The organism is Luteimonas salinisoli, from assembly GCF_013425525.1.
GTDB lineage: Bacteria > Pseudomonadota > Gammaproteobacteria > Xanthomonadales > Xanthomonadaceae > Luteimonas > Luteimonas salinisoli.
In genome coordinates this window covers 46,815-61,329 of record NZ_JACCKA010000092.1, presented here as the reverse complement: position 1 = coordinate 61,329, position 14,515 = coordinate 46,815, and the positions used below count along the sequence as shown (strand labels likewise).

At 72.2% G+C, this 14,515-nt stretch carries 13 protein-coding genes, 1 other RNA gene and 1 pseudogene; 12 read left to right on the top strand and 3 right to left on the bottom strand.

Translation table 11 applies throughout. The features are described 5' to 3' along the window. Positions 1-48: 48 nt before the first annotated feature. Positions 49-891: a 16S rRNA (cytidine(1402)-2'-O)-methyltransferase gene (gene rsmI, locus H0E84_RS18580; RefSeq protein ID WP_180680148.1), complete on the top strand. Its 843-nt coding sequence runs from the start codon at positions 49-51 to the stop codon at positions 889-891. Between the two features lie 55 nt (positions 892-946). Next, positions 947-1,309: RNase P RNA component class A (gene rnpB / locus H0E84_RS18575), an RNA gene on the top strand. A 146-nt stretch (positions 1,310-1,455) separates the two neighbouring features. Here the strand turns inward: rnpB and H0E84_RS18570 are convergent. The 3 genes from H0E84_RS18570 to H0E84_RS18560 are packed head-to-tail and all read right to left on the bottom strand — an operon-like array spanning position 1,456 to position 2,923. Further along, positions 1,456-2,103 carry an OmpA family protein gene (locus H0E84_RS18570; RefSeq protein ID WP_180680147.1) on the bottom strand — a complete coding sequence of 216 codons (648 nt, stop codon included), beginning with the start codon at positions 2,101-2,103 and terminating at the stop codon, positions 1,456-1,458. After that, positions 2,100-2,645, bottom strand: coding sequence for a hypothetical protein (locus H0E84_RS18565; RefSeq protein ID WP_180680146.1), 546 nt, complete (start codon positions 2,643-2,645; stop codon positions 2,100-2,102). The genes H0E84_RS18570 and H0E84_RS18565 overlap by 4 nt, the downstream gene beginning before the upstream one ends. A 41-nt stretch (positions 2,646-2,686) precedes the next feature. After that, a complete protein-coding gene (locus tag H0E84_RS18560) occupies positions 2,687-2,923 on the bottom strand; it encodes a hypothetical protein (protein WP_180680145.1) in 237 nt (78 codons plus the stop codon). 172 nt (positions 2,924-3,095) lie between these two features. Between H0E84_RS18560 and mraZ the strand changes: the two genes are divergently transcribed. From mraZ to H0E84_RS18510, 10 genes and pseudogenes are all read left to right on the top strand, one after another. Further along, complete coding sequence (mraZ, locus tag H0E84_RS18555) at positions 3,096-3,542, top strand: division/cell wall cluster transcriptional repressor MraZ (RefSeq protein WP_180680144.1); 447 nt, start codon at positions 3,096-3,098, stop codon at positions 3,540-3,542. A 41-nt stretch (positions 3,543-3,583) separates the two neighbouring features. Then, positions 3,584-4,609, top strand: coding sequence for a 16S rRNA (cytosine(1402)-N(4))-methyltransferase RsmH (gene rsmH, locus H0E84_RS18550; protein WP_180680143.1), 1,026 nt, complete (start codon positions 3,584-3,586; stop codon positions 4,607-4,609). Further along, complete coding sequence (gene ftsL, locus H0E84_RS18545; protein ID WP_180680182.1) at positions 4,609-4,872, top strand: cell division protein FtsL; 264 nt, start codon at positions 4,609-4,611, stop codon at positions 4,870-4,872. The genes rsmH and ftsL overlap by 1 nt, the downstream gene beginning before the upstream one ends. Positions 4,873-4,915: 43 nt before the next feature. After that, positions 4,916-6,691, top strand: a pseudogene (locus tag H0E84_RS18540) (peptidoglycan D,D-transpeptidase FtsI family protein); the annotation flags it as partial. A gap of 5 nt (positions 6,692-6,696) precedes the next feature. After that, positions 6,697-8,286, top strand: coding sequence for a UDP-N-acetylmuramoyl-L-alanyl-D-glutamate--2,6-diaminopimelate ligase (locus H0E84_RS18535; protein ID WP_180680141.1), 1,590 nt, complete (start codon positions 6,697-6,699; stop codon positions 8,284-8,286). Next, positions 8,283-9,701 carry a UDP-N-acetylmuramoyl-tripeptide--D-alanyl-D-alanine ligase gene (locus H0E84_RS18530; protein WP_180680140.1) on the top strand — a complete coding sequence of 473 codons (1,419 nt, stop codon included), beginning with the start codon at positions 8,283-8,285 and terminating at the stop codon, positions 9,699-9,701. The genes H0E84_RS18535 and H0E84_RS18530 overlap by 4 nt, the downstream gene beginning before the upstream one ends. Next, the gene (gene mraY / locus H0E84_RS18525; protein ID WP_180680139.1) at positions 9,691-10,776 is read left to right on the top strand and encodes a phospho-N-acetylmuramoyl-pentapeptide-transferase; all 1,086 of its coding nucleotides are present in this window, start codon (positions 9,691-9,693) and stop codon (positions 10,774-10,776) included. The genes H0E84_RS18530 and mraY overlap by 11 nt, the downstream gene beginning before the upstream one ends. Next, positions 10,776-12,074 carry a putative lipid II flippase FtsW gene (ftsW, locus tag H0E84_RS18520; protein ID WP_180680138.1) on the top strand — a complete coding sequence of 433 codons (1,299 nt, stop codon included), beginning with the start codon at positions 10,776-10,778 and terminating at the stop codon, positions 12,072-12,074. The genes mraY and ftsW overlap by 1 nt, the downstream gene beginning before the upstream one ends. Beyond that, a complete protein-coding gene (murC, locus tag H0E84_RS18515; protein WP_180680137.1) occupies positions 12,071-13,519 on the top strand; it encodes a UDP-N-acetylmuramate--L-alanine ligase in 1,449 nt (482 codons plus the stop codon). The genes ftsW and murC overlap by 4 nt, the downstream gene beginning before the upstream one ends. Continuing rightward, entirely contained in the window at positions 13,516-14,475 is a 960-nt protein-coding gene (locus tag H0E84_RS18510) for a D-alanine--D-alanine ligase (protein ID WP_180680136.1), read from the top strand. The genes murC and H0E84_RS18510 overlap by 4 nt, the downstream gene beginning before the upstream one ends. Positions 14,476-14,515: the final 40 nt, after the last annotated feature.

The window sequence follows — 14,515 nt, the reverse complement described above, 5'->3', positions numbered from 1 at the left end:
CCGTGTGGAAGAACGGCTAGGATTCTAACGCCCCAGTGCGGAGAGACCATGCAAGCCCCACAGTCCGCCGGCACCCTGCACGTGGTGGCCACCCCGATCGGCAACCTCGACGACCTGTCGCCGCGCGCGCAGCGGGTGCTGCGCGAGGTCGATGCCGTCTGCGCCGAGGACACCCGCCACAGCCGCCAGCTGCTCGCGCGCTTCGGCATCGCCACCCCGCTGCTGGCGCTGCACGAGCACAACGAGGAGCAGCTGGCCGGGCGGCTGGTCGCGCGCCTGCAGGCAGGCGATTCGCTGGCGTTGGTCAGCGACGCCGGCACCCCCCTGGTCAGCGATCCCGGCTACCGGCTGGTGCGCGCGGCGCGGGGTGCGGGGGTGCGGGTCAGTCCGGTGCCCGGCCCCAGCGCCCTGGTGGCGGCGCTGAGCGTGGCCGGCCTGGCCAGCGACCGCTTCGTGTTCGAAGGCTTCCTGCCGGCGAAGGCGGCCGCGCGCCGCGAGCGCCTGGCAGGTCTGGCGGCCGAGCCGCGCACGCTGCTGTTCTACGAATCCTCGCATCGCATCGTCGACGCGCTGGACGACATGCGCGGCGCGTTCGGCGGCCGGCGGCCGGCGGTGCTGGCGCGCGAGCTGACCAAGTTGTTCGAAACCGTGCTCGACGGCAGCCTCGACGAGATCGCCGCGGCCGTGGCCGCCGATCCCGACCAGCGGCGCGGCGAATTCGTGGTGGTGGTGGAGGGGGCCGCCGAAGACACCGACGCCCGCCTGGCCGAGGGCCGCCGCGTCTATGCCGCCCTGCGCGCCCAGCTGCCGCCGTCCACGGCGGCCAGGCTGGCCGCGGAGCTGACCGGGGCGCCACGCAAGGCGCTCTACGGCGGGGGCGACGCGGGCTGAACGCCGCGCCGCGGGCCGCGGCCAACGGCCGGGATCCGGATACAATGGCCGCGGCGGAGTCGGCCAGACAGTCGCGTCACCCATGCCCTCCGGGGCGGCGGGTGCCGAGGAAAGTCCGGGCTCCACAGGGCACGGTGCCAGGTAACCCCTGGGCGGCGCGAGCCGACGGAAAGTGCAACAGAGAGCAGACCGCCGATGGCCCGAAAGGGATCAGGCAAGGGTGAAACGGTGCGGTAAGAGCGCACCGCGAGTCCGGCAACGGACCGGCACGGCAAACCCCACCGGGAGCAAGGCCAAATAGGGACCTCATGACGTGGCCCGCGTCGGGTCCGGGTAGGCTGCTCGAGCGTAGCGGTGACGCTGCGCCTAGAGGAATGACTGTCCACGACAGAACCCGGCTTATCGGCCGGCTCCGCCACCTTTCCTCCCGCCGCGACCGTCGGCGAACTGCCCAGCGAGGGGTGCGCGACGCGCGTGCGCCCGCGCGCCATGCGTCCGGGCGATTCCTGCGGCGGACGACTTGCAGTCCTTCGGGCGATCCGGCCTCGTCGGCGGGAACCCGGGTCAGCGGGCGATCACCACCTCCACGCGGCGGTTGCGTGCGCGGCCTGCCGGATCGTCGGCGCCGTCGGCGGTCGTGTTCGGTGCCACCGGCTGCGCCTCGCCGAACCCGCGCGCCTGCAGCCGGGACGCTGGCACCGCGCCCTCGCCGACCAGCCATGCGACCACCGCATCCGCACGCCGCTGCGACAGCGCGAGGTTGTATTCGTCGTCGCCCTTGGCATCGGTATGGCCGCCGACCTGGGCGATCCCCTCGGTCTGCGCCAGCAACTGCGCCAGCTGCCGCAGGCCGGGTTCGGCCTGCGGCCTGATCTCGGCGCGGTCGAAGTCGAACAGGGTGTCGGCAGGCAGTGGCACGACGATCTCATGCTCGGTGATGGTGCCGCCGAGGGCGCCCACGCGCGCTTCCAGCGACGAGACGTCGCCCGACAGCCCGCTCACGCCGCCGGTCAGGGCGGAACCCGCCGCGCCGGGCGCTGACGGCGCGGCCGAGGTTGCGGCGGGGGTGTCGGGCGCGGTCGTCCCGGTCCGATCCCGGTCCGCGGCTTCCGCGGCCTGCGGGCTGTCGGCGGCGGCTGGCGGGCTGGAGGGGGGCTGCGAGCACGCCGCCAGCAGCAGCGTTCCGGCGACCAGCGCAGTGGCGCGGATCATCGCTGCACGGGGACGCCGTCGAACGGCCCCACCTCCGGGATCGAGATCGAGACGGTCGGCGAAGACGCCGGCGGCGCCGGGAACCGGAACGAGACCTGGGCGGTATCGCCGGCGCTGAGGCTCAGCACCACCGCGTTGCCGCTGGTCGAGAGCGGCTGGGCCATGTAGCGGCCCGAGGCGTCCTGTACCACCTCGTAGCGCTGGGTCGTGGCGTCGTCGATGAGGCTGACGTCGCCGAGCCTGACGATCGTGCTCAAGGCACGATCGGATGGGGCCCGGTAGGCGAGTTCCACGGTCACCAGATTGCCGGTCACGCGCACCGCCTTCAGTGTCACTTCCGAGCCATTTGGCCCCGGCTGCGTGGCGATTCCGGTGGCGGCCGCCTCTTCCGGCGGCTCGGCGGGGCGCACGGCCGGGTTCGACTCCTCCGCGGGGGCGGGCGCGACGGCAGGCTCGGGTTCGGCGGCGGGCTCGCGCTGGCAACCGGCGAACGTACCGGCCAGGGCCACCAACGCGCCCAGGGCGAGGTGTCGAGTCCACATGGCGATCTCCTTGTCGCGGCGGGCGCCGCGGGGCCGTTATATCAATCCCCTTCGTCGGCCACGTCGACGCCGCCTTCATCCCGGTGCTGGGCGGGCGGGCGAACACGGCGACCGCCTTCCGGCCTCAGCGGCTCACCCGATTGCGCGTCTTCATCCGGCATGCACAGGGTCTTCACATTGGCTTTACGCCATCCTGAACGGTGTCTCAGGATTGGGGAGAACGTGCGCTGTCTCAAAATTTGAGACGAAACAGCGGGTTGTGGATAAAGCTTGAACAAGTCTCTGAAGTCGGGCGCAAGTCATTGACCTGCCTGATGAAATCGCCCCAGCAAAGTTGTTGACAACCCCAGAACCGGGTCATAAGGTGGCAATTCGTGGGACTACCGGGAATCCAGTGGTGTTCCGCGGCAATGAAGCCCGCCGCAGACGGGCATTCCGGGCAGGATTGTTGTGTTCCAGGGCGAGACCGCCATCACCATCGACGAGAAGGGCCGGCTGGCGATTCCGACCGCCTACCGGGATCTCGTCGCGCGCGCGTGCGGCAATCGCCTGGTGATCACCTACAACCCGTTCGAGTCCGGCTGCCTGTTCCTCTATCCGGAGAAGGAGTGGGAGCGGGTGCGCGACGCGGTCAACGCCCTGCCCGGGACGCTGTCCGCGCACCGCCGCATGCAGCGCAACCTGGTCGGCTCGGCGGCGCCGGTGGAGCTCGACGGCAGCAGCCGGATCGGCATTCCCGCCAGCCATCGCAGCGCGGTGGGCATCGAGCGCCGGGCGGTGCTGCTGGGCATGGGCGACAAATTCGAACTGTGGAGCGAGCAGGCGCATCACGCGCAGATCCGCCAGACCATCTCTGACGAGGATCTGAGCGAGCACATGCTCGAGTTGAGGTTGTGAGCGCGGGTGGCGCGGACGCCCGGTCCGGCCACCTTCCTGTGATGGTCGCGCAGGTCATGGAAGGGCTGCGGGTGATCGGGGATGGAGCCTATCTGGACGGCACGTTCGGCCGCGGCGGTCATGCCCGACGCGTGCTCGAACGCCTGGGCCCCGGAGGTCGGCTGCTGCTGATGGACAAGGATCCCGAAGCGATCGCCGTTGCCGAGCGCGAGTTCGGCGCCGATCCGCGCGTGGCGATCCGTCGGGGCAGCTTCGCCGCGCTGGCGGACTGGGCGCCGGTGCGCGGGGGCCTGGACGGCGTGCTGCTCGACCTGGGCGTGTCGTCGCCGCAGCTCGACGTCGCCGGGCGCGGTTTCAGTTTCGGAAAGGACGGTCCGCTCGACATGCGCATGGATCCGGACGCCGGCGAGAGCGCGGCCGAGTGGCTGGCGCGCGCCGAGGAGCGCGAGATCGCCGACGTGCTGTGGACGTACGGCGAAGAGCGCATGAGCCGGCGCATCGCCCGCGCGATCGTCGCCCGCCGCGGCGAGGCGCCGCTGACGCGCACCGCCGAGCTCGCGGAGCTGGTGGCCGGCGTGGTCCCGCGCGGGCGCCACGACATCCACCCGGCCACCCGCACCTTCCAGGCCGTGCGCATCCACGTCAATCGCGAGCTGGCGGATCTGGAGGCCGGCCTGGAGGCCGCGCACGCGGCGCTTCGCCCTGGCGGGCGACTGGCGGTGATCAGTTTCCACTCGCTCGAGGACCGCATCGTCAAGCGCTACATCGCCCGCCATGCCAAGCCGCCGCCCGGCAATCGCCGCCTGCCGGCAGCGCCCGCGTTCGAACCTTCCCTGATCGCGATCGGCGACGCCCGCAAGGCCGACGCCGCCGAGGTCGCCGCCAATCCGCGTGCGCGCAGCGCGGTGCTGCGGGTGGCGGAGAAGCCGGGAATCGGGAATCGGGAATCGGGAATCGGGAAAGCGGGAGGGCGGAGCGCCGGTGCAGCGGCAGGTAGCGGCGGCGCGCTCCTCCGATTCCCCATTCCCTATTCCCCATTCCCGGGCGCAGCGGAGCTGCGCCCGTGATCGCCCGCATCCTCGTGGCCATCCTGCTGCTCGCCAGCGTGATCACCGCGATCGGTGTGGTGCACGCGCGGCACCAGCATCGGCAATTGTTCGTCCAGCTGACTCGGCTGGAGGCGGCGCGCGACGAGCTCAACATCGATTTCGGGCGGCTGCAGCTGGAGCAGGCGACCTGGGCCGAGAGCAACCGCATCGACCAGGTGGCGCGCCAGCGGCTGGGCATGAAGTTTCCCGAGACCGCCGACATCGTGGTGATCCGGCCATGAGCGGTTGCGCGCCCAGTGCCGCGTCGCGCGCAGGAGCGCGGCGATGAGGTTCCGCCGCATCCCCGGCGGAAACGCCAAGCGCCCGCGCACCCGCGCGCAGTTCAACCTGCGCGGGCGGCTGGCGCTGGTCGCCGGCGCGCTCGGCCTGTGTTCGGTGGTACTGGTCGGGCGCGCGGTGGACCTGCAGCTGATCGACAACGCGTACTACCAGCAGAAGGCCGATTCGCGCTTCCTGCGCGAACTGCCCATCGCCACATCGCGCGGCATGATCACCGACCGCAATGGGGAGCCACTGGCGATCTCCACCCCGGTGGCATCGCTGTGGGCCAACCCCCAGGAACTGGTCAAGCACCCCGAGCGCATCGTCGAGCTGGCCGCCGCGATCGACGCCGACCCCGACGCGCTGGCGCGCAATGTCGCCCAGCGCGCGGACAAGGAGTTCATGTACCTGCCCGGGCAGCGCCGCATCCACCCGGCGGCGGCGCAGAAGGTGCTGGCGCTCGGCGTGCCCGGGGTGTTCAGCCAGCGCGAGTTCCGCCGCTTCTACCCGCAGGGCGAGGCGCTGGCACACGTGCTCGGCTTCACCAACATCGACGATCTCGGCCAGGAGGGCATCGAGCTGGCCTTCGACGACTGGCTGCGCGGCAATCCCGGCGCGCAGCGGGTGATCCGCGACCGCCGCGGCCGGATCGTCGAGAACGTCGACCTGGTGCGTCCCGCGGAGCCGGGCCGCGACCTGACCCTGAGCATCGACCGCCGCATCCAGTTCCTGGCCCATCGCGAGCTGCGCAACGCCATCCGCCAGACCGGCGCCAGCGCCGGCTCGGCGGTGGTGCTGGACGTGGCCACCGGCGAGGTGCTGGCGATGGCGAACCTGCCGGCGTTCAACCCGCACGTGGTCACCGGCGGCGACCGCGACGCGCGCCGCAACCGCGCGGTCACCGACCTGATCGAACCCGGCTCGACGATGAAGCCGCTGACCGTGGCCGCGGCGCTCGAGGCGGGACTGGTGACGCCCGGCACCCGCGTCGACACCAATCCCGGCTGGATTCCCAACGGACGCTACCGCACCAGCGATTTCCGCAACTACGGCGTGCTCGACGTCACCGGGGTGATCACCAAGAGCTCCAACGTCGGCGTCTCCAAGCTGGCGGCGCAGATGCCGGACCGGCAGTTCTACGAGTTCCTGCGGCGGTTCGGCTACGGCAGCAGCACCGGAAGCGGGTTCCCCGGCGAGGCCCCGGGCCTGTTCCCGGAGCCGGCGCGCTGGAGCGGCACCACCAAGCAGACACTGTCCTACGGCTACGGCCTGTCGGCCACGCCGCTGCAGATCGCCACCGCGTACGCCGCGCTCGGCAACGACGGCCGGCTGACGCCGCCGACCTTCGTCAAGGGCCAGCACAACGAATCGCGGCAGGTGCTCGACCCCGCCATTTCGCGGCAGATCATGCGGATGATGCAGACGGTCACCGAGACCGGCGGCACCGCCACCCGCGCGGCGATCCTCGGCTACCACGTCGCCGGCAAGACCGGCACCGCGCGCAAGGCCAGCGGCGGCGGCTATGCGCGCCGCTACGTCGCGTTCTTCGCCGGCCTGGTGCCAGTGGAGAACCCGCGCTTCTCGATGGTGGTGGTGATCGACGATCCCGACACCACCGGCAACATGTACGGCGGCGGCTGGGTCTCCGCGCCGGTGTTCAAGAACGTCATGGAAGGTGCGCTGCGGCTGATGGACGTGCCGCCCGACGACATCGACACCTGGCTGGCGGCGCAGGCCCAGGCCGACGCCGGGCGCGCCGCCGCCGCGGCGCGGGAGGCGCGGCGATGAGCGCCGCCATCGCCCTGGCCGACCTGCTGCCGGACGTTCCGGGGGCGCCGCCCGGCCTGCGGATCGCCGGGCTCTCGCAGGACAGCCGCGCGCTGCGCGCCGGCGAGGCCTTCGTCGCCCTGCCGGGGTTCGGCACCCACGGGCTGCGCTTCGCCGCGCAGGCGCGCGCCGCCGGCGCCAGCGCGGTCCTGTTCGAGCCGCCGGCGCCGGCCGACGTGCAGGTGCCGGGCGACGCCATCGCCGTGCCCGGGCTGCGCGCGCGCCTGGGCGCGATGGCCGATCGCCTGCATGGCGCGCCTTCGGCGGCGATGGCCACGGTCGGGGTCACCGGTACCAACGGCAAGACCTCCACCGTGCAGCTGCTGGCGCAGGCCTGGACGCTGCGCGGCCTGCGCGCCGGCAGCATCGGCACGCTCGGCGCCGGGCTGCATGGCCAGGTCGAGGCGACCGGCTTCACCACCCCGCAGGTCTCGCAGATGCATGCGCTGCTGGCGCGGTTGCGCGATGCCGGCGCCGAGGCGGTGGCCATGGAGGTCAGCTCGCACGCGCTCGACCAGGGGCGCGTGGACGGCGTGCACTTCCGCGTCGCCGTGTTCACCAATCTCACCCGCGACCACCTCGACTACCACGGCGACATGGACACCTACGGCGGCGCCAAGGCGCGCCTGTTCGCCTGGCCCGGGCTGCAGGCGGCGGTGCTCAACCTCGACGACGCCTTCGGCCGCGCCCTGTACGCGCGGTTGGACGGGTCCCTGCCGGTGCGAGCCGACGGCTCCGGTCCCGCTGTCCCGCTTGCTGCGGGGGAAGCGGATCGCCTGCACGTTTCCGGGACGCGATCCGACGCAGCCTCCACAGGCGCGGAAGACGAAAGGCCCCGGGCGATCGGCATCAGCGCGCGCGGCGAGGCAGCTGCCGCGGTGCGGGCCACGGGCCTGATCCTGGACGGCGACGGCATCGCCTTCGACCTGCACATCGGCGACGCCGTGCACGCGGTGCGTTCCCCGCTGCTGGGGAGGTTCAACGTCGACAACCTGCTCGCCGTGGCGGGCACGCTGCACGCCCTTGGCGATGCCCCGGCGGCGATCGCCGCGGCGCTGTCGCGGCTGCTGCCGGTGGCGGGCCGCATGAACCGCCTGGGCGGGAACGGCCAGCCGGTGGTGGTGATCGACTATGCCCATACCCCCGACGCGCTGGAGCAGGCGCTGTCCAGCCTGCGCGCGCACGCGCGCGGCCGCGTCGTCTGCGTGTTCGGCTGCGGTGGCGAGCGCGACCGCGGCAAGCGGCCGCAAATGGCGGCGATCGCCGAGGCCGGCGCCGACGCGGTGATCGTCACCGACGACAATCCGCGCCGCGAGGACGGCGATGCCATCGTCGCCGACGTCCTGGCGGGGTTCGTCGACCGCGCCGCGGTGGCCGTGCTGCGCGACCGCCGCCGTGCGATCGCCCGCGCCATCGGCGGGGCGGGGCCGGGCGACATCGTGCTGGTGGCCGGCAAGGGCCACGAGCCCTACCAGGAGATCGACGGCGTGCGCCATCCCTTCGACGACACCGAGGCCGCGGCTGCGGCGCTGGCGGGCAGGGCATGATCCCGGTCCCGCTCTCGCGCATCGCGCGCTGGACCGGCGGCGCGCTGCACAACGGCAGCGCCGGCGACGTGCTGATCGACGCCGTGGAGACCGACACCCGTCGCTTCGACGCCAGCGACGGCCGCGCCGCGCTGTTCGTGGCGATCCGCGGCGAGCGCTTCGACGGCAACGATCACGTCGGCGCCGCCGCGGAACTGGGCGCGCGCGCGGCGCTGGTGTCGCGGCCCTGCGAGGCCGCGCTGCCGCAGGTGGTGGTGGGCGATACGGTGCAGGGGCTGGCCGCCCTGGCCGCGGCGCTGCAGCACGCGCGCGGTTCGCGGGTGATCGCCATCACCGGCAGCAACGGCAAGACCGGGGTCAAGCAGATGCTGCTGTCGATCCTGCAGCGCGTCGGCAGCGCCTATGCCAATCCCGGCAACCGCAACAACGAGATCGGGCTGCCGCTGGCGGTGATCGACGCGCCCGAGGACGCCGGCTACGCGATCTACGAGATGGGCGCCGGCAAGCCCGGCGACATCGCCTGGCTGACCGCGGTCGCGCGCCCGCGCGTGGCCCTGGTCAACAACGTCGCTCCCGCGCACCTGCAGCGGATGGGCAGCCTGCTCGGCGTGGCCGACACCAAGGCGGCGATCTACGACGCGCTGCCGGTCGACGGCGTCGCCGTGATCAACGCCGACGATGCGTTCGCGCCGTACTTCGCCGAGCGCGCCCACGGCCGCCGCCTGCTGCGCTTCGGGCTGGAGGCGAGCGCGGAGGTGACGGCGCGCGAGGTACGCTGCGGCGAGGACGGCTCGCGCTTCGTGCTGGTGCTGCCGGACGGCGAGGCCGAGGTCGCACTGCCGTTGCCCGGCCGCCACAACGTCCGCAACGCGCTTGCCGCCGCGGCGCTGGCGGTGGCCGCCGCCGGTGCCGATGCCGTGACGATCGCCACCGGCCTGGCCGCTGCGCGGCCGGTCGCCGGTCGGCTCGCCAGGCATCGCCTGGCCGGCGGCGCGGTGCTGATCGACGACAGCTACAACGCGAATCCGGGTTCGCTGGCGGCCGCGATCGACACCCTCGCCGCGGCGCCGGGCGAGGGCTGGCTGGTATTGGGCGACATGGGCGAACTCGGCCCGGATGCCGAAGCCCTCCATGCCGAGGCGGGGAACCGGGCGCGCCGGAGCGGGCTGGCGCGCCTGTACGCGCTCGGGCCGCTGAGCGCGGCGGCGGCGCGGGCCTTCGGCGACGGCGGGCGCTGCTTCGACTCGCACCAGGCCGTTGCCGCGGCGCTGCGCGCCGATCTGGATGCGGCGACGAGGGCCGGCGGCGACGCGGGGGCGCCCGTGCGCGTGCTGGTGAAGGGTTCGCGCAGCAGCGCGATGGAGCGGATCGTCTCCGCAATGCCGACCGAGGAGGAATCCGCCGATGCTGCTTGAGCTGGCGCGCTGGCTGCAGGGTCTGGAGAGCTTCTTCGGGCTGTTCAACTACCTCACCTTCCGCGGCATCCTCGCGGCGCTGACCGCGCTGCTGCTGTCGCTGTGGTGGGGGCCGCCGCTGATCCGCAAGCTGGCCCAGTACAAGGGCGGCCAGCCGATCCGCCAGGACGGCCCGCAGACGCATTTCTCCAAGGCCGGCACCCCGACCATGGGTGGCGCGCTGATCCTGATCGCGGTGCTGGCCGCGGTGCTGCTGTGGGGCGACCTGCGCAACAAGTACGTCTGGGTGGTGCTGGCGGTGATGCTGGCCTTCGGCGCGATCGGCTGGTACGACGACTGGATCAAGATCGTGCGCCGCGACCCGAACGGCCTGAAGTCGCGGTGGAAGTACCTGCTGCAGTCGCTGTTCGGCCTGGCCGCCGGGCTCTACCTGTACTACACCGCCGACGTGCCGGCATCGACCACGTTCTACATCCCGCTGTTCAAGGCGATCGCGCTGCCGATGGTCGGCATCACCTTCGTGGCGCTGGCGTACTTCTGGATCGTCGGCTTCTCCAATGCCGTCAACCTCACCGACGGACTGGACGGGCTGGCGATCATGCCCACCGTGCTGGTGGCCTGCGCGCTCGGCGTGTTCGCCTACGCCTCGGGGCATGCGCAGTTCGCCGAGTACCTGCAGATTCCGCGCATCCCCGGCGCCGGGGAGCTGGTGATCATCTGTGCGGCGATCGCCGGCGCGGGGCTCGGCTTCCTGTGGTTCAACACCTATCCGGCGATGGTGTTCATGGGCGACATCGGCGCGCTGGCGCTGGGCGCGGTGCTCGGCACCATCGCGGTGATCGTCCGCCAGGAACTGGTGCTGGTGATCATGGGCGGCATCTTCGTGATCGAGACGCTCTCGGTGATGATCCAGGTCGCCTCGTTCAAGCTCACCGGGCGTCGGGTGTTCCGGATGGCGCCGATCCACCACCATTTCGAACTCAAGGGCTGGCCGGAGCCTCGGGTGATCGTGCGCTTCTGGATCATCTCGGTGATCCTGGTGCTGGTCGGCCTGGCCACGCTGAAGGTGCGCTGATGGACGGCAACTTCCACCAGGCGACGCGCCTCGAGGCCATCCACGGCCGCTTCGACCCGTGGCTGCTGGGCGCGGCGATCGCGCTGGCGACGCTGGGCGTGGTGATGGTGGCGTCGAGCTCGATCGCCGTCGGCGAGGACCTCGAGGTCGGGCCGTTCTACTTCCTGATCCGCCACCTGATGTTCCTCGGCCTGGGCGTGGCGCTGTGCCTGGTGGCGATGCGCACCGAGATGCGCACCATCGAGAAGTACGACCGCCTGCTGCTGCTCGGCTGCTTCGTGCTCCTGCTGGCGGTGTTCGTGCCCGGGCTCGGCCACACCGTCAACGGCGCGCGGCGCTGGATCAACCTCGGCGTCTCCAACTTCCAGACCGTGGAAGCGGTGAAGCTGATGTACATCGTCTGGCTGTCGAGCTACCTGGTGCGCTTCCGCGACGAGGTGAACGCCACCTGGGGGGCGATGCTCAAGCCGCTCGGCGTCGCCGCCGGACTGATGCTGATGCTGGTGCTGCAGCCGGACTTCGGATCGCTGGCGCTGATCCTGGCGATCACCGCCGGCATGCTGGTGCTGGGCGGCGTGCACATGCCGCGCATGGCCGCGCCGGTGTTGGTGATCCTGCCGCTGCTGGCGATCGTCGCCATCGCCGAGCCGTACCGCATGCGCCGGCTGACCTCGTTCATGGATCCGTTCGCCGATCCGTTCAACAGCGGCTACCAGCTGGCCAACGCGCTGATGGCGGTCGGCCGCGGTGAATGGTTCGGGGTCGGCCTCGGCGCCTCGGTGCAAAAGCTGTCCTACCTGCCGGAGGCGCACACCGACTTCATCCTGGCGGTGATCGCCGAAGAGCTGGGCTTCGCCGGGGTGTGCCTGGTGATCGGGCTGTACGCGCTGCTGGTCGGGCGTGCGCTGTGGATCGGCTTGAAGTGCGTGGAGATGCGCCGCCACTTCGCCGGCTACTGCGCGTTCGGCGTCGCGCTGTCGATCGGGCTGCAGAGCCTGGTGTCGATCGGGGTGAACCTCGGTCTGCTGCCGACCAAGGGCCTGACCCTGCCGCTGGTGTCCTCCGGCGGTTCCAGCGTGCTGATGACCTGCGTGGCGATCGGCCTGCTGCTGCGGGTCTCGTACGAGCTCGATCGCGCCCAGCGCCAGGTCGCGCGGCTGCGTGGCGAGGCGGCGCAGCCGCAGGAGGCGCCGGCGCCTGAGCCGGCGCGCGGCACCGCACCGGCGGCGGGCGCCGCGGCACGCGGTACCAGCCGCCTGCGCCAGCGCATCGAGCCCACCCTCGGGAGAACCGCATGATCCGCCGGTTGCTCGATGCCGGGAGCCGCCCGGGCGCGGATTTCGCGCGTGCGTTCCCGCGCGTGCACTTCGTCGGCATCGGCGGCGCCGGAATGAGCGGCATCGCCGAAGTGCTGTGCACCCTCGGTTACGAGGTGTCCGGTTCCGACCTGGCCGACGGCGCCGTCACCCGCCGTCTGCGGTCGCTTGGCGCCACCGTGCACCGCGGCCACGCCGCCGCCAACGTGCTCGGCACCGACTGCGTGGTGGTGTCCAGCGCGATCCGCGCGGACAACCCGGAACTGATGGAGGCGCGCTCGCAGCGCATCCCGGTGGTGCCGCGCGCCGAGATGCTGGCCGAGCTGATGCGCTTCCGCCGCGGCATCGCCGTGGCCGGCACCCACGGCAAGACCACCACCACCTCGCTGCTGGCCAGCGTGCTGGCCGAGGGCGGGCTGGATCCCACGTTCGTCATCGGCGGCCAGCTGCTCGCCGCCGGCGCCAACGCGCGCCTGGGCGGCAGCGACTGGCTGGTGGCCGAGGCCGACGAGAGCGACGGCAGCTTCCTGCGCCTGAATCCGCTGATCGCCATCGTCACCAACATAGACGCCGACCATCTGGAGAACTACGGCGGCGATTTCGCCCGGGTGCAGGCGGCGTTTTCCGAGTTCCTGCACCGGCTGCCGTTCTACGGCCTGGCGGTGCTGTGCATCGACGACGCCGAGGTCGCGGCGCTGGCCGCGCAGACGCCGCGGCATGTCACCACCTACGGCTTCGACGCCGCCGCCGACGTGCGCGCCGAGGACGTGGCCCAGGACGGTCCGCGCATGCGCTTCACCCTGTGCCTGCCCGACGGCTCGCGCACTGCGGTGGCGCTGGCGCTGCCCGGGCGCCACAACGCGCAGAACGCGCTGGCCGCGGCCTCGGTGGGCTGGCAGCTCGGGGTGGCGCCGGAGGCGATCGCCGCCGCGCTGGAGAAGTTCGCCGGCATCGGCCGTCGCTTCAACCTGCTGGCCGAGCTGCGCACCGCGCGGGGCGCGGTCGTGCAGGTGGTCGACGACTACGGTCACCATCCCAAGGAGCTGAAGGCCGTGTTCGAGGCGGCGCGCGATGGCTGGCCGGAGCGTCGCCTGGTGGTGGCGTTCCAGCCGCATCGCTACAGCCGCACCCGCGACCTGCTCGACGATTTCGCCGGAGTGCTGTCGGAGGTCGATGCGCTGGTGCTGACCGAGGTCTACGCCGCAGGCGAAGCGCCGATCGCCGGCGCCGATGCCAAGGCGCTGGCGCGCGCGATCCGCGTCCGCGGCCGCATCGACCCGGTGGTGGTGGGTCCGGCCCAGGAGCTGCCGCGGGTATTGCCCGATCTGCTCGAGGACGGCGACCTGCTGCTGATGATGGGCGCCGGCGACATCGGCCAGGTGGTGCAGCAGCTGGCGGCCGACGGCTTCGAGGGCGGTGCGGCATGAGCGTGGCGCTGCCGCCGCCGCGCATGTCCGATCCCGCCGTGTTCGGCCGCGTCGCCGTGCTGATGGGCGGCACCGGCTCGGAGCGCGCCGTCTCGCTCGACTCCGGCCGCGGCGTGCTCGCGGCGCTGCGCGCGCGCGGGATCGACGCGGAAGCGGTCGACGGCATCCCTGCGCTGGTCGAGGCGCTGGTGCAGCGCCGCTGCGACCGGGTGTTCAACATCCTCCACGGCCAGCGCGGCGGTGGCGAGGACGGGATCGTCCAGGGCCTCATGGACGCCTTCGCGGTGCCGTACACCGGTTCGGGCGTGCTCGGCTCGGCGCTCTCGATGGACAAGATCCGCACCAAGCAGGTCTGGCTGAGCCTGGGCCTGCCGACCCCCGGGTACGCACGCCTGCGCAAGGGCGACGATGTCCATGCCGCCGCGCGCACGCTAGGGCTGCCGGTGATCGTCAAGCCGTCCCAGGAAGGTTCCAGCGTCGGCGTCAGCCGCGTGTTCGACGACGCCGGCCTCGACGCCGCGGTCGAGCTGGCGGCGCGCTATCCGGGCGAGTTGCTGATGGAGCGCCTGGTCGAGGGCGACGAGCTGACCGTCGGTGTTCTCGCCGTGGGCGAAGCCCTGTACGCCTTGCCGTCGATCCAGATCGTGCCGCGCGGCGACTGGTACGACTACGAGGCCAAGTACCTCTCCGACGACACCGAGTACCGATGCCCGGGCGCGTCCGGCGAGGCCGAGGCGGAGATCGGCGCCCTCGCCCTGCGCGCCTTCGCCGCCGCGGGCTGCGCCGGCTGGGGCCGGGTCGACTTCATGCGCGACCGGGCCAGCGGCGCGTTCCATCTGCTCGAGGTCAACACCGCCCCTGGCATGACCAGCCACTCCCTCGTCCCCAAGGCCGCCCGCCAGGCCGGCATGGACATGGAGGAACTGTGCTGGCGGATCCTGGAGACGGCGCTGTGAGGCCGGGGATCGGGAATCGGGAATCGGCAGTCGCAAGGGC